This window comes from Daejeonella oryzae DSM 19973 (assembly GCF_000422945.1).
In the GTDB taxonomy this organism is placed as follows: Bacteria; Bacteroidota; Bacteroidia; order Sphingobacteriales; family Sphingobacteriaceae; genus Daejeonella; species Daejeonella oryzae.
The window spans coordinates 320,810-338,270 of the sequence record NZ_KE383964.1; the positions used below are offsets into that span (position 1 = coordinate 320,810).

Annotated in this window: 17 protein-coding genes; 10 read left to right on the forward strand and 7 right to left on the reverse strand. The window is 36.7% G+C overall.

What is annotated here, in order from left to right:
• Window positions 1–5: 5 nt before the first annotated feature.
• The 4 genes from G521_RS0114585 to G521_RS0114600 form a co-directional block, all read right to left on the reverse strand.
• Complete coding sequence (locus tag G521_RS0114585) at window positions 6–962, reverse strand: CvpA family protein (protein ID WP_026899181.1); 957 nt, start codon at window positions 960–962, stop codon at window positions 6–8.
• Window positions 963–1,046: 84 nt separating this feature from the next.
• Window positions 1,047–3,323, reverse strand: coding sequence for an ATP-dependent helicase (locus G521_RS0114590; RefSeq protein WP_026899182.1), 2,277 nt, complete (start codon window positions 3,321–3,323; stop codon window positions 1,047–1,049).
• Between the two features lie 110 nt (window positions 3,324–3,433).
• Window positions 3,434–4,879 (reverse strand): tetratricopeptide repeat protein, encoded by a 1,446-nt coding sequence (locus tag G521_RS0114595; RefSeq protein WP_026899183.1) that lies wholly within the window; start codon window positions 4,877–4,879, stop codon window positions 3,434–3,436.
• A gap of 158 nt (window positions 4,880–5,037) precedes the next feature.
• Window positions 5,038–5,454, reverse strand: coding sequence for a hypothetical protein (locus tag G521_RS0114600; RefSeq protein ID WP_026899184.1), 417 nt, complete (start codon window positions 5,452–5,454; stop codon window positions 5,038–5,040).
• Window positions 5,455–5,643: 189 nt separating this feature from the next.
• Here G521_RS0114600 and G521_RS18180 point away from each other — a divergent pair, with 189 nt between their 5' ends.
• The 6 genes from G521_RS18180 (at window position 5,644) to G521_RS0114630 (ending at window position 8,766) form a co-directional block, all read left to right on the forward strand.
• On the forward strand, window positions 5,644–5,781 hold the full coding sequence (locus G521_RS18180) for a hypothetical protein (RefSeq protein WP_155975815.1): 138 nt from the start codon (window positions 5,644–5,646) through the stop codon (window positions 5,779–5,781).
• A gap of 54 nt (window positions 5,782–5,835) precedes the next feature.
• Window positions 5,836–5,973, forward strand: a complete 138-nt coding sequence (locus G521_RS18185; RefSeq protein WP_155975815.1) for a hypothetical protein — start codon at window positions 5,836–5,838, stop codon at window positions 5,971–5,973.
• Window positions 5,974–6,027: 54 nt separating this feature from the next.
• A complete protein-coding gene (locus G521_RS18190; RefSeq protein ID WP_155975817.1) occupies window positions 6,028–6,165 on the forward strand; it encodes a hypothetical protein in 138 nt (45 codons plus the stop codon).
• A gap of 56 nt (window positions 6,166–6,221) precedes the next feature.
• Window positions 6,222–6,422, forward strand: a complete 201-nt coding sequence (locus tag G521_RS0114620) for a hypothetical protein (protein WP_026899185.1) — start codon at window positions 6,222–6,224, stop codon at window positions 6,420–6,422.
• Between the two features lie 83 nt (window positions 6,423–6,505).
• On the forward strand, window positions 6,506–7,876 hold the full coding sequence (locus G521_RS0114625; protein ID WP_026899186.1) for a dipeptidase: 1,371 nt from the start codon (window positions 6,506–6,508) through the stop codon (window positions 7,874–7,876).
• A gap of 38 nt (window positions 7,877–7,914) precedes the next feature.
• Window positions 7,915–8,766, forward strand: coding sequence for a glycoside hydrolase family 25 protein (locus G521_RS0114630; RefSeq protein WP_026899187.1), 852 nt, complete (start codon window positions 7,915–7,917; stop codon window positions 8,764–8,766).
• 42 nt (window positions 8,767–8,808) lie between these two features.
• Here G521_RS0114630 and G521_RS0114635 read toward each other — a convergent pair whose 3' ends face one another.
• On the reverse strand, window positions 8,809–9,906 hold the full coding sequence (locus tag G521_RS0114635; protein ID WP_026899188.1) for a mandelate racemase/muconate lactonizing enzyme family protein: 1,098 nt from the start codon (window positions 9,904–9,906) through the stop codon (window positions 8,809–8,811).
• Window positions 9,907–9,987: 81 nt separating this feature from the next.
• Between G521_RS0114635 and G521_RS0114640 the strand changes: the two genes are divergently transcribed.
• The 3 genes from G521_RS0114640 to G521_RS17415 all read left to right on the forward strand — a co-directional run bounded on the left by G521_RS0114640 (window position 9,988) and on the right by G521_RS17415 (window position 14,345).
• Window positions 9,988–12,012, forward strand: coding sequence for a thioredoxin domain-containing protein (locus G521_RS0114640; protein ID WP_026899189.1), 2,025 nt, complete (start codon window positions 9,988–9,990; stop codon window positions 12,010–12,012).
• A 50-nt stretch (window positions 12,013–12,062) separates the two neighbouring features.
• Window positions 12,063–12,560: an FKBP-type peptidyl-prolyl cis-trans isomerase gene (locus G521_RS0114645; RefSeq protein ID WP_026899190.1), complete on the forward strand. Its 498-nt coding sequence runs from the start codon at window positions 12,063–12,065 to the stop codon at window positions 12,558–12,560.
• A gap of 363 nt (window positions 12,561–12,923) precedes the next feature.
• Window positions 12,924–14,345, forward strand: a complete 1,422-nt coding sequence (locus G521_RS17415; RefSeq protein ID WP_051189782.1) for a PQQ-dependent sugar dehydrogenase — start codon at window positions 12,924–12,926, stop codon at window positions 14,343–14,345.
• A gap of 212 nt (window positions 14,346–14,557) precedes the next feature.
• Here the strand turns inward: G521_RS17415 and G521_RS0114655 are convergent, their stop codons facing one another.
• Window positions 14,558–16,186 carry an ABC-F family ATP-binding cassette domain-containing protein gene (locus tag G521_RS0114655; protein ID WP_026899191.1) on the reverse strand — a complete coding sequence of 543 codons (1,629 nt, stop codon included), beginning with the start codon at window positions 16,184–16,186 and terminating at the stop codon, window positions 14,558–14,560.
• 144 nt (window positions 16,187–16,330) lie between these two features.
• Window positions 16,331–16,903 (reverse strand): HupE/UreJ family protein, encoded by a 573-nt coding sequence (locus G521_RS0114660; protein ID WP_036679456.1) that lies wholly within the window; start codon window positions 16,901–16,903, stop codon window positions 16,331–16,333.
• Between the two features lie 84 nt (window positions 16,904–16,987).
• Here G521_RS0114660 and G521_RS0114665 point away from each other — a divergent pair, with 84 nt between their 5' ends.
• Entirely contained in the window at window positions 16,988–17,440 is a 453-nt protein-coding gene (locus G521_RS0114665; RefSeq protein WP_026899193.1) for a hypothetical protein, read from the forward strand.
• Window positions 17,441–17,461: the final 21 nt, after the last annotated feature.

Here is a 17,461-nt window from a genome sequence, read left to right on the forward strand (position 1 = left end):
TTCATTCAGTTTCTAAAGTTTTGAGTAACCATAATCCCATAGCTTCCGCCATCCAGAATTCCTATACCCACACGTCCAAAACCAGGATGGAGAATATTTGCTTTGTGGCCGGGCGATTCCATTAATCCATTATGAGCAGTTTTAAGATTTGGAGAAAGAGCAAGATTTTCTCCTGCAGTCAGAAAAATAATTTCTGCTTTTTTTATCCTGTCAAACGGATCTTTTCCTTCAATACTGTAATGGGAGAAATATCCCCGGCTAAACATATCACGGGAATGACTTCTGGCAACTTCTCTTAATTCAGGGTCAGCCTTTAGAGGTCCTAAATTTCTTTCTGATCTTTCCCGATTAATTAATTCAAGCATTTGTTTTTCGAGGTCAGGCCTGATTGAAGTTTTACTGGCTTTAAAGGGCAGTTTAATCAGTTTATTGGTTTCAGGATGTATGGTGATCATACTTCCGGGATTGTTCATTATTTCGCTAAAAACTGGACGTACCTTGTTTTCAATCCATTTGGTTTGAGATGTAAATTTATAAGCTATAGAACTCTCCTGTGCTTGTTCAGAAAAACTGTTACCCAATGGAATGCCTGATAATATGATCGCCAGCAAGGCCGCAAATAGTATCCCGTTTATAAATCCGGGTATAACACCTAATAGTTTATTTGAAAAACGATGGTGAATATCTTCAGGAAACTGTTTTAAGAGGCTGTTTAAAATAAGTGATAATAAGCCTCTGGCTAAAATGATGGATATTAAAAATGCCAGGGGAATTGTCCAGAAATTAGTATCAGAGATAATTTTAGACAAAAACGAGGTGATATTCGGATAGATTAAAAATCCGATCATAATACTTCCTATCCAGCTTACCAATTCTGTAAAAGAGAAAATAAAACCTCTTCTCCAACCCGAAAAGGCTGAAAGCAAAATAATTACAATTAACAGAACATCAATAAAATTCATGAGACTTCAATAGCTTAACGAAATACAGCGTTCTGAATTATAAAATTGATCAGCTAAAATCATCTAACTGATCAATTAAAATTTTTATGAATGAATAACTCTGAGCTTTGCAAACTTTAAGAGAAGCTGCTTCTGTCCCAGATCTTTAAAAAAGATAGTTGCTTTTAAATCTGGTTTGCTGCCTTCCAGATTAAGTACTTTTCCGTAGCCGAAGCGCTCATGTTCTACTTCCATTCCTACCTGTAATCCAGAGGTGTCAGAAGGAGCAAAGCCTTCACTCGGAACATGTGCCTTAGGCAATATGGAAGTTGTTTTAGGAATTGCGGCAGCTGGTTTAGGTTTTGAAAATGTTTCTTTCTGTTGCCATGCAGATCGTTCATCATCAAAAAATGGATTCCCGGTAGGTTTTTGCTGCGGTTTGTAATCAAGTTCGAGATATTTAGCATCAATTTCCTCCAGAAATCTGCTTGGTTCGCAGCTTGTTAAAGTTCCCCAGCGATATCTTGAAGTAGCGTAGGAAAGGTGTAATTTTTTTCCGGCCCGTGTGGTGGCTACATAAAATAAACGCCGTTCCTCCTCCAGATCCGTGCGGGAATTTAATGACATCTGAGAAGGGAACAAGTTTTCTTCTAATCCCACCACAAAAACATTGTCGAATTCTAATCCCTTTGCGGCGTGAATGGTCATTAATGAAACCGTATCTGCATTTGGATTTTTGTCATTATCATCATTTGTGAGCAAAGCAACGTCCTGCATAAATATATCCAGTCCGCGATCTTCAATGTCCTCACGTTCACTAAATTCTTTGATACCGTTTAACAATTCCTGGATATTTTCATACCGGCTTAGTCCCTCTACAGATTTATCTGCATATAAATCTTTTAATAAGGTTGAATGCTGTGCAATGTGCAATGCCGTGTCGTAGGCAGAATGTTGTTTGGCCATCACCTGGAAACTCTGGATTAGCGTTGCAAAATTTCCTACCGAGGTCGCACTTCTGGCATCGAGATATTTGTCAGCTTCGCAGATAATATCCCAGATAGTTAAATTATGCTGATCTGCGGCAATCATAATTCTATCCATGGTGGTATCTCCAATTCCACGTCGCGGGTAATTAATTACCCTTTTTATTGCTTCTTCGTCATTGGGATTAAAGGTTAGCCTGAAATAGGCTATCAGATCTTTTATTTCTTTGCGCTGATAAAATGAGAGACCTCCGTAGATTTTGTAAGGTACATTAAGTTTACGCAAAGCTTCTTCCATAGATCTGGATTGTGCATTTGTGCGGTATAATATGGCAAAGTCATGGTAAGCGCAACCACTGGTTGCTCTTTGTTGAACAATGGCTTCGGCAACAATTTTGCCTTCTTCATTATCGCTAAATGCTCTGGCAACTTTAATTTTATCCCCTGTTTCATTCTCGGAGAATACATTTTTCTTAAGCTGATTTTTATTATTTGCGATAATACTATTGGCAACATTAACGATGTTTTGCGTCGAACGGTAGTTTTGCTCAAGTTTGAAAACCTTTAAATCAGGATAATCTTTTTCAAAATTTAAAATATTTTGAATGTTTGCTCCCCTGAAAGCATAGATACTCTGAGCATCATCGCCCACAACGCAAATATTTTCATTAATTGCAGCCAGCCTTTTAACAATTAAGTATTGGGAAAAGTTAGTATCCTGATACTCATCTACCATTAAAAATTTAAACTTGTTCTGGTATTTATATAATACATCAGCATGCTCTCTTAAAAGAACGTTGGTTTTGAAAAGGAGATCATCAAAATCCATGGCTCCAGCTTTAAAACAGCGCTGCGCATAAATCTGATAAAGTTCTCCTAATTTTCCTCTGCCGGTCGAATTGTCTTCTGCCTGAATGTGTTCATTCTTTAAATATTCTGCAGGAGAGATGAGATTATTCTTGGCGTTGGATATTCGGTTATAAACAAAATTTGCATTATAAAGCTTATCGTCCAACTGCTGTTCTTTAAGTATAGCCCTGATCAGGCTTTTGCTGTCATCCGTATCATAAATAGTAAAATTGCTGGGATATCCGATTTTGGTTGCTTCTATTCTTAAGATTTTAGCAAAAACGGAGTGGAAAGTCCCCATCCACAGGTTTTTGGCCTCGGGTCCCACGGCTTTCATAATACGTTCCCGCATTTCTTTAGCCGCTTTATTGGTAAAGGTTAATACTAATATATTAAAAGGGTCGACTCCTTTTTCAATTAAATATGCTACCCTGCACGTAATGACCCGTGTTTTACCTGAACCCGCACCTGCTACAATCATCACTGGTCCTGCAGTTTGTTTAACGGCCGCCTGTTGTGAAGGATTTAATCCTTGTAAGTAATTCAAAATTCTGCTCCTGTTTTTTAATTCTGCTAAATTAAAAAACAGGAATAGAATAAAGGCAAGGTTGTGGAAAAGCTTGTATCTTTTTGCGTTTGTGTGTCTTTTGCGGGATTTTAATCGGCTTTTACTAAACTTGGGATGCTGTCATCATTCAATGTTTTGTTGATATGTATGATTTTATCATCAATATTGTGAATGCATTTATTAAGCTGTTCAACAAATTCTTCCTGTTCTATTAACATGTCTTTTTCAAGGATCATTAAGCCTTTTAAAGTTGCAATCGGTCCTCTGATCTGGTGGGAGAGGTGAGAGGAATATTCAGATAGCTTTTTATTTTTTATCTTAAGATCTTTCGTCCTGACATCAATTATCTCTTCGAGATTATGATTAATTCGATCCAGATCCTCTTTTTGCCTGGAAACCTCTTCGTTTAAGGTGGTTAGTTTTTTATTATCTCTGGTGGATCTCTTTACGTTTCGGATCAGCAAGAAAATAACGCCAAACGCTAGTAAGGCTACAATGGTGCTCGCCCAAAATAGTATTTGTGTATACCTTTGCCTTGCGATGGTTAACTCGCTTTCCCTTTGCTTTTGCTCTTGTCGGTATTGCTTTTCACGAAGGCCAACTTTGGTAGACACGTTATTTGCATATACAATACTGTCTTGCGTATAAACCTGCTGCAAATAATCTAACGCTTTTTGATAATTTTTCTGTTTATGTTCTAATTTGTATGAGATGTATAAGTAATCATATTCTAATCTGGGATCTTTCACAATTTTAGAATAAGTTATACCCTCAAGAATTGAATTTTTAGCTTCTGCAAATTTGTTTTTTGCTATATATAAAGAAGCCAGAGTGATATTACTTCTTGCAATTGTATTATTTAAATCATTCTCTTTTGCTTTTTTAACAGCCTGTAATAAATAGCTTTCTGCTTTTTCAAATTTATTAAGACTGAAATAGGCCACACCAATATTTTGTAAAATTTGCGTTAAACCTGTGGGGTTATTGAGTTTGGTAAAAAGTTCAACGCTTTTTTCGTAATTAGCTAAAGCGAGGTTGTAATTTTTTTTTCGCTGATGAATATTACCCAAGTTTCCATAAATACCAGCTAATAAATCTCTGATTTGCAGTTTTTCAGCTATTTGCTGTGATTGACGCAGGTATTCTAAAGATTTATCAAAATCAACGTCTAAATATAAGTTGCCTATGTTATTGTAGACTTTAGCAATTCCCTCCTGATTATTACTTTGCTTAAAATATCTTAGTGCATCCAGATAATTCTCGATAGCACTTTCACTTTGATCGTGATAATACTTTCCAATACCCTTTACTCGGTAAGCCTCTGCTATACCATTTATATAATTAATTTTTTTTGCCATTTCCATGGCTCTTTCAGAATATACTATAGCTTGTTCGGCGTCAGTTAATCTAATATCATAACCCAATTTATTTAGCTTATTTACTTCAACGGAATCATTCGGTGATTCTAAAGAGGATTGTGAAAAAGCAGAAAGATTTATTAAAAGGAGTAGAGCTAATAATGGAAAAAATTTCATCGGGTTATTTTGTAAACATTCAGAGGTAAGTTTACATATAAAATAAAATATAAAGCAAAAAAATATTCGGTTATTTCAGTCGAATGACTGGTTTAGAACTTTTCATACTTGCTTATATATTTAATATTAATCAAGAAGGTATTCTTATTGATATGCTTTTATTGAAATTGGTTCGTATGCCAGTCTATCAATCCAAATCGTCCATTTAATTTTCTGAATAATTTTCCGGTTCTTCTGCTTAATAATGATGCAACTGATGAACGTGTACTGCTTTCCTCTGCTAAACCCGGTATGCGGTTAACAATTTCTGCAACAATTTCATTTGCCGACATCGATTTATTATTGTCTTCTAAAACTTTTATAATTTTTTTGGACCAGGTGAGAAGCTCGAATGATTGAGATGAGCTAATTAACTTGGAGGAGGTTAACTTTTTTTTGTTGTATTCTGTAAGAAAATTCTCATGCTCTTTCAACTCCCTTAATATGGGGTTTAGGAGGTCAGTAAGCTCACTAATGCGATTTTTTATTGCATCTGAGAGAAGTTCGTATTGCTTATCTGTTAACTTTATAGACATATTATAACTAACCAAATATATATATTTACATATTGGTTAGTTAAAATTTTAAATTTTTTCTTTGAAGTATTTTAAATTTATATATTTGGTTAACTTATTATTTAAAATATGTTATAGTAAAACAAAATAGTAGCCAAATAAACATTGAAGATTTAAACTCTAAACCCTTATATAATCAAACACTCACACATGAAAAAGTTAATCCTATCCTTAGTAGCCTTATCCGTAATCAGTATCAGTTCTTGTAAAAAAGAAGAAGGAGCAAAGCCAGAAATTAAAAACGACACTTCTAAAGTAGCAGCAAAAACACTTGGCAGTTTTGATTGATTTTGATCAGAAATTTAAACTCACTAATTAAATCTAAAAAGAATTATAAAGCACATGAAAAAGTTAATCTTATCCTTAGTAGCCTTATCCGTAATCAGTATTAGTTCTTGTAAAAAAGAAGAAGGAGCAAAGCCAGAAATTAAAAACGACACTTCTAAAGTAGCAGCAAAAACACTTGGCAGTTTTGATTGATTTTGATCAGAAATTTAAACTCACTAATTAAATCTAAAAAGAATTATAAAGCACATGAAAAAGTTAATCTTATCCTTAGTAGCCTTATCCGTAATCAGTATCAGTTCTTGTAAAAAAGAAGAAGTTATTAAACCGGAGAGTAAAAGTGATTCTAATAAGATATCTGCTAAAACCTTAGGAAGTTTCGATTGATTTAAAACGCAATCCAATAATCATTTAAAATTTAATTTATAACGTATATAATACACATGAAAAATTTAACATTAGCCATAATTGCATTAGTTGTTTTAGGATTTGCTTCATTAGGATTTACCATGATCGAAGGCCAGTCGCCAAAATCAGAAGTGAAAGGATCTGCGGTATCTACAGAAAAAATGGTTTCAGAAATGTCTCAGTCAGATCAGGTTCAGGGACGTAAAGAAGGTAAAGAATTAGCAAGCTTCGACTAATTATCATAGCCATTGGCTTTTTAAAAGAATTGTAAATTTCTCATAGTTTAAGATTTATATATTTGCTTATTAAATCTTTTACGATGCAAGAAATTAAAAAATATGTAAGTGATAACCAGCAACGTTTCTTAGATGAATTATTTGAGTTGTTGCGTTACCCTTCAGTAAGCGCTGATCCTAAATATAAAGAGGACGTATTAAAAACAGCGGATTATGTTGCTGATAAATTAAAAGAAGCCGGAGCTGATCAGGTAGAAGTTTGCCAGACAGCCGGATATCCGATTATTTACGGAGAAAAAATTATAGATCCTGACAAGCCAACAGTTTTGGTTTACGGACATTACGATGTTCAGCCGCCGGATCCATTGGAATTATGGAAAACACCGCCTTTCGAACCAACCGTTCGCGACGGAAAAATTTATGCCCGCGGTGCATGCGATGATAAAGGTCAGTTCTATATGCATGTTAAGGCATTTGAACTGATGATGAGAACGAATACTCTGCCCTGCAATATCAAATTTATGATTGAAGGGGAAGAAGAAGTGGGATCTAATAATCTTGGGATCTTTGTAAAAGATAACAAAGAAAGATTAAAATCAGATGTGGTTTTAATTTCAGATACTTCTATGATCAGTCTGGATCACCCTTCCCTTGAAACAGGTCTGAGAGGTTTGTCTTACATTGAAGTTGAAGTAACCGGTCCGAACCGGGACCTGCACTCAGGTGTATATGGGGGTGCGGTTGCTAACCCTGCAACCATTCTGGCTAAACTGATCGCCTCCTTGCATGACGAAAATAATCACATTCAAATTCCAGGATTTTATGATGATGTACTTGCTTTGAGCGAACAGGAACGTGAAGACCTGAATAAAGCTCCATACGATGAAGAGGAATATAAAAAAGATCTCGGCGTTGATGAATTGTGGGGAGAAAAAGGATATACAACATTAGAGCGTACCGGAACCCGCCCAACTTTGGAAGTAAATGGAATTTGGGGAGGGTATATTGGAGAAGGTGCCAAAACTGTACTTCCATCAAAGGCCAATGCAAAAATTTCTATGCGTTTGGTTCCTAATCAGCAGTCTGAGAAAATCACAAAACTATTTACCGATCATTTTCAGAAAATTGCTCCCAAAAATGTAAAAGTTACAGTTACGCCCCATCATGGTGGGGAGCCTGTTGTAACACCTACAGACAGTATTGCTTACAAAGCTGCTCAAAAGGCTATTTTCGATTCATTTGGAAAAGAGCCAATTCCAACCCGAGGCGGTGGAAGTATTCCAATTGTAGCTTTATTTGAAAAGGAACTGGGAATTAAAACTGTATTAATGGGTTTTGGGCTTGATAGTGATAATCTTCACTCTCCAAACGAAAAATATGATATTGCCAATTACTATAAGGGTATTGAGACAATCCCTTTATTTCATAAATATTTTGCCGAATTAAGTAAATAATTAAAATTATCCCTGCCGGTAATTCCGGCAGGTTTTATATGCTGTTTCTGAAAAAGAAATCCGTAGAATCCCGAAAAAAAAGCAGAAGTAAAAAGAAACGGAATATCCGGTTTCCCCGTTGGCTGCTTATACTGCCTTTATTATTGTTAATTCCTTTCTATTACGGAACTATTTATTCAAAAGCAGTTGCTGCATATCAGTGGTTTTTTAAGCCATTCTCAAGCAAAGATTATCCCCATTACGATTCTTACACTATCCGAATTCCACAGGGTTATCAGATCCATGGTATTGATGTAAGCTGGTATCAGGGTAAAATAAACTGGGAAAATGTTTCCCGTATGGAAGATGATGGGATAAAAATTCATTTTTCATTTATAAAAGCATCAGAAGGAGTATTTATAGCAGATAGGCATTTCCAGCGAAACTGGAAAGAATCGGCCAAAGCAGGAATTATACGCGGAGCTTATCACTATTTCAAACCATCAAAATCTGGTTACTGGCAAGCAAGATTTTTTTTGCAAACCGTTAATTTTAAAAAAGGAGATTTGTTGCCTGTTGTGGATGTTGAAGAACGTGGTGCAAAATCAAGGCAGGAATTCCAGGCAAATCTAAAAGCTTACTTGGATGAAATTGAAAGGGAGTTAGGTGTAAAACCTATTATTTATTCAGGTTATAAGTTTTATGAGGATTATCTTTCTGGGGATTTTGATGAATATCCATTGTGGGTAGCTCATTATTACCGGCCTAAATTAAAGAAGCTTTCGGGCGATGTGAATTTAAGATTCTGGCAGCATTCAGACAGGGGCCGCGTTGATGGAATTCAACATCGGGTAGATATGAATGTTTTTAACGGTTCTGTTGAAGAATTAAGCCAAATGCTGATAAAGTAAAATGTTAAAATTGTCCTGATTAATATCAGGAGCAATTTTAATTTATATGATCCATTTTTCGCAATCCTTCAGAAAATTTTCATCAGCATCTGCACCAATACCCGGCTTATCCGGCAAATCCAGAAAATAACCCTTGTATTCTACCCCGCCAATAACCGGATCAATAAGGTGACCGATCATGCAGGTATCCAAATCATAAAACTGAATGTTTGGACAGGCATACACCAAATGCAATTTAGCACTTAAAGCAATCCGGCTTTCGAGCATTCCGCCCATCATACAGGGGATTCCGGCCTCAGTAGCAACCTGATGAATCTTTAATGCTTCTGCAATTCCTCCCGATTTGGAGAATTTGATATTGATATAATCGCATGAGCCGGAATTGATTTGTTTTCTGGCGTCGTGGTGATTAAAACAACTTTCATCGGCCATAATTTTAACAGGAGATTTGCGGCGAAGCTCGGGTAATAAATCATCATGCCATGTGCGCATGGGTTGTTCGCAAAACTGGATATTCACGTCTTCCATTGCTTGTAAAGCTTGTAGCGCTTCCTCAAAAGTCCAGCCCTGATTGGCATCAATCCGAATTATTATTTCTGTACCAACCGCATTGCGGATGGCTTTAATTCTGCTCACATCATCATGAACATTTTTACCAAGTTTAACCTTTAGCAAGCTGGCGCCATTTGCTTTAAATTTCAAAGCAGCTGCAACCATTTCGTTTACACTTCCAATTCCAATGGTAATATCAGTTTCAACCGGTTTTTTTTCTCCGCCAAGATATTTGTAAAGCGGTTTATTCTCCGCTTTAGATGCAATATCATACAAGGCCAGATCAAAGGCACTTTTAATAGTATGATTGTGAGAAGTAAAATTATCCAGATCTTTCATACGTGCTTTCATATCCAATGCGTCTTTTCCCTTCCAGATTGCGGCAAAATCACGTGCCATCGCCAGACAGGTTTCCTGGGTTTCGCCAACAATCATCGGAAACGCGGAACATTCTCCAACTCCGTAAATTCCTTCATCTGTATAAACCCTGATAAAAACATTTTGGGCAAAGTGCATGGTTCCGGTTGCAATTACAAATGGAATCATCGGAATACTAAATCTGTAAATCTCGGTGTGCGTTATCTTCATAAAACGGTCAATTCGTTGAAATTTTAAATCTAAAAAAACTTTTAGACCTCACAACCTTTAACTTTACATAAACCTTTGATTATGGCAAACAGACTGATACATGAAACTTCTCCCTATTTATTGCAGCATTCAAATAATCCGGTAGAATGGTTTCCCTGGGGCGATGAGGCTTTGGAGAAAGCTAAAGCTGAAAATAAGTTGATCCTCGTCAGCATTGGCTATTCTGCCTGTCATTGGTGCCATGTGATGGAACATGAAAGTTTTGAAGATGGCCAGGTTGCTGAAATTATGAACCGTCATTTTGTATGCATTAAGATTGATAGGGAAGAGCGTCCGGATATTGACCAGATTTACATGAATGCGGTTCAATTGATGACCGAAAGAGGAGGCTGGCCCTTAAACTGTTTTTGTTTGCCGGATCAAAGACCAATATACGGCGGTACTTATTTTAAAAAGCCGGACTGGAGCAGCTTGCTGTTAAACCTAGCTAACTTCTGGAATGAAAAACCGGAAGAGGCAATTACTTATGCAGAAAGATTAACTGAAGGGGTTAGGCAAAGTGAGAAGCTGATTTTAGTAAAAGATCTAACGGAGTTTTCTAAAAAAGATCTTGAAGAAATTATGGAACCTCTAAAAAGATCTTTTGATATATCTGAAGGTGGTTATAACCGTGCTCCCAAATTCCCGCTTCCCAATAACTGGCAGTTTTTAATCAGGTATGCTCATTTGATGAATGATGATGCAGCTCATGTAATCAGCCGGTTAACGCTTCAGAAAATGGCTTTCGGTGGAATTTATGATCAGTTAGGCGGTGGCTTTGCCAGATATTCGGTTGATGAAAAATGGCATGTTCCGCATTTTGAAAAAATGCTGTATGATAATGCTCAGCTAATTTCTTTGTATTCCGAAGCATTTCAATATTCTCCGCATGAACTTTTTAAAAATGTAGTTGATGAAACGATTGAGTTTGTAAAGAGAGAGTTAACTTCCACCGAAGGCGGATTTTATTCCGCTTTAGATGCCGATAGTGAAGGGGTTGAAGGTAAGTTTTACACGTTTACAAAAGATGAACTTGATCTTATTCTGGAGGACGAATCTGAATTATTTTGTATTTACTATCATGTTACTGAAGATGGAAACTGGGAAGAGGAAAATACAAATATCTTACTTCGCAAATCGGAGGACACGGAGCTTGCAGAGAAATTAGGCATACCGGTGGAGGAATTGAAGGAAAAAATTGCTGTTTCCCGGGAAAAAGTTTTTAAGGCACGCTCCAAAAGAATTCGGCCGGGTTTAGATAATAAGATCCTGGCTGCATGGAACGGGATGATGCTGAAGGCTTTAACAGATGCTTTCAGAGTTTTTAATACTGCAGATTTTTTAGATCTCGCTCTGCGGAATGCAGATTTTATTATTCAGAATTTATCTGACAATCAGCAGCTGAAACGGGTTTTTGACCCCCGAAAAAACAAAGTTAATCCCACTAGAGAAAATGCTTTTTTGGATGATTATGCATTTGTAATTGAAGCTTTAATCGGATTATATGAAGTCACCTTTGATGAAAAATGGCTCGAACATGCCAAATCATATCTGGATTACAGCATTCAGAATTATTTTGATGAAGAAAGCGGGATGTTCTTTTATACTTCTGCTCGTGGAGAACAGTTAATAGCCCGCAAGCAAGAAATAATGGATAATGTAATTCCTGCTTCTAATTCGGTAATGGCACATAATCTTATAAAATTAGCTCGCTTTTACGATAACGAAACATATTACAGCAAGGCCATTCAAATGCTCAGAAATGTTAAACCCCATATAAAAACGTATCCATCGGGATATTCAAACTGGGCATCCTTATTATTAAATGAAGTTTTTGGTGTATTTGAAATTGCAATAACCGGCAGCCATGCAGAATTAAGAAGAGCAGAATTAGAAAAACATTATATTCCCAATAAAATTGTTTTGGGCGGTAAATCAGGAAGTTTACCTTTGCTCCAGGATAAATGGGTAAAAGAAACCAAGATTTTTGTTTGTGAAAACAGAACATGCAAATTACCCGTTAATACTACTGAAGAAGCAATTAAACAAATTTTTAACCACAGTTAAGCGTTACCGGATTTTAATATAAATCCTGCTTTAAACAACAAATTATCAATATGAATATTCAACCCAATAGCGTTGTTGCGCTAACTTATGATCTTTACACTAAAACGAATGGTGAAGAAGAATTTGTAGAACAGGCAAATGAAGAAAATCCATTGGTGTTTTTATATGGTGTAAGTATGATGCTACCCAAATTTGAAGAGAATTTAACAGGTCTGGCTGCAGGTGACAGTTATGATTTTCATCTGATTGCCGCTGATGCCTATGGCGATAAGGATGAAAATGCGGTTACTGATTTACCAATAGATATGTTTGGTGATATGGAAAAACCTCAGGTTGATTCTATTTTACCTTTACAGGATAATAATGGCAATCAGTTTAGTGCCCGCGTTACCGAAGTTTCTGAAACTGTTGTAACCGTAGATTTAAATCACCCTATGGCTGGACAAGATCTTCATTTTAAAGGTCTTATTCTTAGTGTTAGAGAAGCTACCGAAGATGAATTAGCTCATGGTCATGCTCACGGAGCTGATGGCCATGCTGCTCACTAAGTTTCATTACATTTTTTAAAAAAGCGCCGGTCAATATTTTGTCCGGCGCTTTTTGTTTATAGCAATAGATACAAACCCAACTGAAGGCAATACAAATAGCTTGCGTGTGAAAACGAACGTCTGATTATAAAAAAATATTTAATGGCAACCATTACATTAAATGTTCGTAATTATTATAACAATTATCCACATACGTAAATCTGCAAGTATTAATTGCGGGTTATTTTTTGAAAATCCGTCGTAGTCTGAGAGCCCCTCGTTGTATCCTTTACCCTGTTTCAATTTTTGTTGAAGATTATTTAATAGTTAGCTGATTAGATTAACATCTGTAGTTCAACATATTAATTATTTAAATAATATCCTATGAAAACGAAAGCCAAAACACCAGAACTCCTGATCAATGACGTGGTCTCTGACAGGAAATCCAAAAGCATAAGGTATGCTTTTGCATTTTTAATCGCTGTAATGTTCATCACAGGATGTGAAAAGTTTTCTGGCATTCCCTCAGACGGGCCATTGACTAATACGGCATCCATCGGTCTGGAGTTGATAGCAGATAATTTAGTTTCACCATTATCTGCGGTACAAGCGCCCGACTCAAGTAATCGATTATTTATACTTGATCAGGTTGGTAAGGTATGGATTATAGGTGCAGATGGACAAAAGCTGGCCGAGCCTTTTGCGGATGTGAGTTCTAAGCTAATTTCTCTTTCTCCCCAATATGATGAAAGGGGATTGTTAAGCATTGCTTTCCATCCTGAATATAAGAATAATGGGAAATTCTATTTGTTTTATACAACTTCTCCCCGAGCTGGTGGACCTGCACCGGGGGTAAACTGGAATCATTTAAACAGAATTTCCGAATTTAAAGTTCTATCTGGAAATCCCAATAAAGCAGATATGGCATCTGAACGGGTGGTAATGGAAATTGATCATCCGCAAGGAAATCATAATGGAGGTACGATTGCTTTTTGTGCTGATGGATATCTGTACATATCTGTTGGAGACGGCGGCAATGCGGATGATGTGGGAGCCGGACATGTACCTGATTGGTATGAAGTGAATGCCGGAGGAAACGGACAGGATATTCTGGCTAATCTCCAGGGCAATATTCTGCGGATAGACGTCAACTGTGCTACAGGATATCTAATCCCAAAAAGTAATCCTTTTGTGGGTAAACCTGGATTGGATGAGATTTGGGCCTTTGGTTTTAGAAATCCCTACCGGTTTTCTTTCGATTTAGGAGGCAAGCATCAGCTTTATGCAGGTGATGCCGGACAAGGCTTATATGAAGAAATTGACATAGTTAGCAAGGGAGGAAATTATGGCTGGAACGTTAAAGAAGGTACGCATTGTTTTAATACCGATAATAATTCAGTAGTAAGACCTACGTGTCCGGATACAGATCCCGACGGTCGGAAATTAATAGATCCCATAATAGAAGTAAATAATGTGGCAAATCCTAATGGGGGAATAGCGACAACAATTGTAGGAGGGAACGTATATCGGGGAAAAACCATTCCGCAATTTCAGGGAAAGTATATTTTCGGGATATTTTCTTCAGGATTTACTACCCCAAACGGAAAGATTTTTGTTTCAGAATCTGCATCTTCAGGCCTTTGGTCATATGAAGAAATAGTCCTTAAAGATTTCAGTAATAATTTAGGATTGTTTCTAAAAGGATTTGGTCAGGATTTGAAGGGAGAGATATATATAGTTGGATCTACCCAGCTGGGTCCTTCGGGTAACAGCGGTAAGGTTTATAAACTGGCCATGGTTGAATGAGTAAGGTTAACGTTTTAAAGAGTTAAAGGATTTTTTTGTTAACAAGGGTAAATATTCTGAAACCTTAAAATCTAGTCCGGATGAGGTTGTCAAAAAAAAATGAGATTTTGGAAAAGTTAGCTTCTGGGATTGTAATCTCAGCTTTTATCCGAGTCGTCCTAAAAAAAAAGCCATCTTCAATAAGATGGCTTTTATAAAATTATTTGCGTCTCTTATGCAAGAGCATATAGTTCTTCTCTTTGCTGCTTTACTACATCACTGTTTATATACTCATCATAAGTCATCAGCTTATCAATAATTCCGCCGGGTGTTAGTTCAATAATACGGTTGGCAACTGTTTCAGTAAGCTCATGGTCACGGGAGGTAAACAAGATTACGCCTTTAAAATCTTTCATTCCGTTGTTCAGAGCGGTAATTGATTCCAGATCAAGGTGATTGGTAGGCTCATCAAACAAAAGCATATTGGCCTGCTGAAGCATCATTCGCGAAAACATACAACGCATTTTTTCACCTCCCGACAAAACAGATGATTGCTTTAGTACTTCTTCACCTGAAAATAACATACGACCTAAAAAGCTGCGAACAAACTGCTCATCCTTATCGCCTTCAGAATAGTCACGTAACCAATCAATCAGGTTCATGTCTTTTCCGTTAAAATATCCCGAATTATCATTTGGAATATCTGCAATATTAATAGTTACACCAAATTTGAAAGACCCGGAATAATCAGTATCTCTACCGGTAAGGATATCATAAAAGGCTGTGGTTGCTAAGCTGTTTTCAGAAAGAATAGCAATTTTATCTCCTTTATTAACCATCAGGTTAATGCCCGAAAACAAAACCTCTCCGTTCAATTCCTTTTTCAGATTTTCAATCTGCAAAATCTGATCGCCGGCTTCGCGTCCCTGGTGATTAAAAATAATAGCGGGATATTTCCGGTTAGAAGGTTTAATGTCTTCAATATTGATTTTATCCAATGCTTTTTTACGACTGGTAGCCTGCTTGGATTTAGAAGCATTGGCTGAGAACCGGCGAATAAATTCCTGAAGTTCTTTAACCCGGTCTTCTAATTTTTTATTTTGATCTGATTTTTGTCTGGATGCTAGCTGGCTGGATTCATACCAGAAAGAATAGTTACCAGAGTATATGGTCATTCTACTAAAATCAATATCTACCACATGGGTACAAACAGTATCCAGAAAGTGTCTGTCGTGAGATACAACCAGAATTATTCCTTCATAACTTGCCAGGAAATCTTCCAGCCAGGCAATAGTCTGAATATCCAGGTCGTTGGTTGGCTCATCCAACAGCAGAATGTCAGGTTTTCCAAATAAAGCCTGGGCTAATAAAACCCTTACCTTTTGGTTACCATCCAGCTCTTTTAATAATTTATAGTGGGATTCTTCTTTTATTCCAAGGTTACTAAGCATGGTGGCAGCGTTATTTTCTGCATTCCAGCCGTCCATTTCAGCAAACAAATTTTCCAGTTCACCGGCACGCTCACCATCTTTCTCTGTAAAATCTTCCTTGGCGTATAAAGCATCTTTTTCTTTCATGATGCTGAATAATTCTTTATGCCCGATTAATACAGTTTCGATTACAGGGAATTCATCGAAAGCGTAGTGATTCTGTGTTAATACAGCCATACGTTCGCCCGGTGTAAAAGCTACCGAACCAGTAGATGGATCTATTTCTTTGGATAATATTTTTAAAAATGTAGACTTACCAGCGCCGTTAGCACCAATAACTCCATAACAATTGCCCTGCGTAAATTTTAAGTTAACGTCTTCAAAAAGAGTGCGTTTTCCGTAACGCAGAGATAAATTGGATACTGTAATCATGCTTTGTAAAATGAGGTGCAAAAGTACGGATTCTCAAGTACATATGAAAGCAATTTGAGGTTTTGACAATAAGGTAACTTATCAGAATTTGATAGTATGGCATGGCGGCCGGTTTATAAAATCTGAATATAGCCAGTTAGGGCTTTAAAAAGGCCATCGCTGCAGCATCCAGAAAGTGGCCTGAGCCAATACAGGAATTGAGATTAGATAATTGATTGTTTGCTTATTTACTTTTAGAAACGTTCTCAGTATCATTAAAAAGCTCATAATAAATAAGATAATTATAAATTGTCCGGCTTCTAATCCCAGATTAAATGGCAGCAGGGTATTCAGTACATTAAATTCCATTCCCATAAAAAGGTCTTTAAGCAATCTGGAAAAACCCATGCCGTGGATCAGACCAAAAACAAACGAAAATCCCATGCGGTAGGGATGCAGCTTCCTGAAAAATAAATTTTCCAGGCAAGTAAAAAAAATGGTAAATGCTATCAGAAATTCAACTAATTCAGGGCTGACGAATATAAAATTTAAAACACTGAGCGCAAGCGTTAAAGAATGAGCAATTGTAAAAGATGTAATAATCCAAAGTATTGTCTTCCAGTCATTTAATGAATATATGGCGCATATAGCCAATAGAAATAAAATATGATCATATCCCTGAAGATCCAGAATATGAAAAAAGCCCTGTTCCAGAAAAATATAAAATTCGCTTAGCATCCGCGGCGAAAATATAAAATCCCTTTGTTTATAAGCATAAATATCATTTTAGTAATCCTCTTTTTTAATTTGCTTCTTTGTACTATGAATCTGATAAAACTACAGCTTTACGAACTTTGCAATACATATATCAACGAACGGATTAAAACCGCAGAGAATGCGATTGAAGCTGCAAGAGAATCTGCTAATGATGATACCAAAAGCAGTGCGGGAGATAAGTATGAAACGGGCAGAGAAATGATGCAGCAGGAGATTAACAGAAATACGCTGCAATTGCATGAAGCACGTAAGCTTCAGCAGATTCTACAATCTATAAATCCTGAACATTCTGCAGGTTTTATTCGTAACGGAAGCCTGGTCATTACAAACCATGGTAATTTTTATATCTCTATAAGTGCAGGCCACCTGGTGATAGACGGTACAGATTACTTTGCAGTATCGACGTCATCTCCGATAGGAGCGATTCTAATCAAATCTGGTTTGGGCGACACATTTGATTTCAATGGTAAAAAATTTACTGTTCTTGATATTCTGTAAATAAAAAAACCGGCTGTTAGC

Bases quoted from the DNA above. Each gene is read 5' to 3' on its own strand.
- G521_RS0114655 (WP_026899191.1), bottom strand. From the start codon at position 16,186: ATGATTACAGTATCCAATTTATCTCTGCGTTACGGAAAACGCACTCTT.
- G521_RS18190 (WP_155975817.1), top strand. From the start codon at position 6,028: ATGAAAAAGTTAATCTTATCCTTAGTAGCCTTATCCGTAATCAGTATC.
- G521_RS0114640 (WP_026899189.1), top strand. From the start codon at position 9,988: ATGGCAAACAGACTGATACATGAAACTTCTCCCTATTTATTGCAGCAT.
- G521_RS0114625 (WP_026899186.1), top strand. From the start codon at position 6,506: ATGCAAGAAATTAAAAAATATGTAAGTGATAACCAGCAACGTTTCTTA.
- G521_RS0114620 (WP_026899185.1), top strand. From the start codon at position 6,222: ATGAAAAATTTAACATTAGCCATAATTGCATTAGTTGTTTTAGGATTT.
- G521_RS0114595 (WP_026899183.1), bottom strand. From the start codon at position 4,879: ATGAAATTTTTTCCATTATTAGCTCTACTCCTTTTAATAAATCTTTCT.
- G521_RS18185 (WP_155975815.1), top strand. From the start codon at position 5,836: ATGAAAAAGTTAATCTTATCCTTAGTAGCCTTATCCGTAATCAGTATT.
- G521_RS18180 (WP_155975815.1), top strand. From the start codon at position 5,644: ATGAAAAAGTTAATCCTATCCTTAGTAGCCTTATCCGTAATCAGTATC.
- G521_RS0114630 (WP_026899187.1), top strand. From the start codon at position 7,915: ATGCTGTTTCTGAAAAAGAAATCCGTAGAATCCCGAAAAAAAAGCAGA.
- G521_RS0114660 (WP_036679456.1), bottom strand. From the start codon at position 16,903: ATGCTAAGCGAATTTTATATTTTTCTGGAACAGGGCTTTTTTCATATT.
- G521_RS0114645 (WP_026899190.1), top strand. From the start codon at position 12,063: ATGAATATTCAACCCAATAGCGTTGTTGCGCTAACTTATGATCTTTAC.
- G521_RS0114585 (WP_026899181.1), bottom strand. From the start codon at position 962: ATGAATTTTATTGATGTTCTGTTAATTGTAATTATTTTGCTTTCAGCC.
- G521_RS0114600 (WP_026899184.1), bottom strand. From the start codon at position 5,454: ATGTCTATAAAGTTAACAGATAAGCAATACGAACTTCTCTCAGATGCA.
- G521_RS17415 (WP_051189782.1), top strand. From the start codon at position 12,924: ATGAAAACGAAAGCCAAAACACCAGAACTCCTGATCAATGACGTGGTC.
- G521_RS0114665 (WP_026899193.1), top strand. From the start codon at position 16,988: ATGAATCTGATAAAACTACAGCTTTACGAACTTTGCAATACATATATC.
- G521_RS0114635 (WP_026899188.1), bottom strand. From the start codon at position 9,906: ATGAAGATAACGCACACCGAGATTTACAGATTTAGTATTCCGATGATT.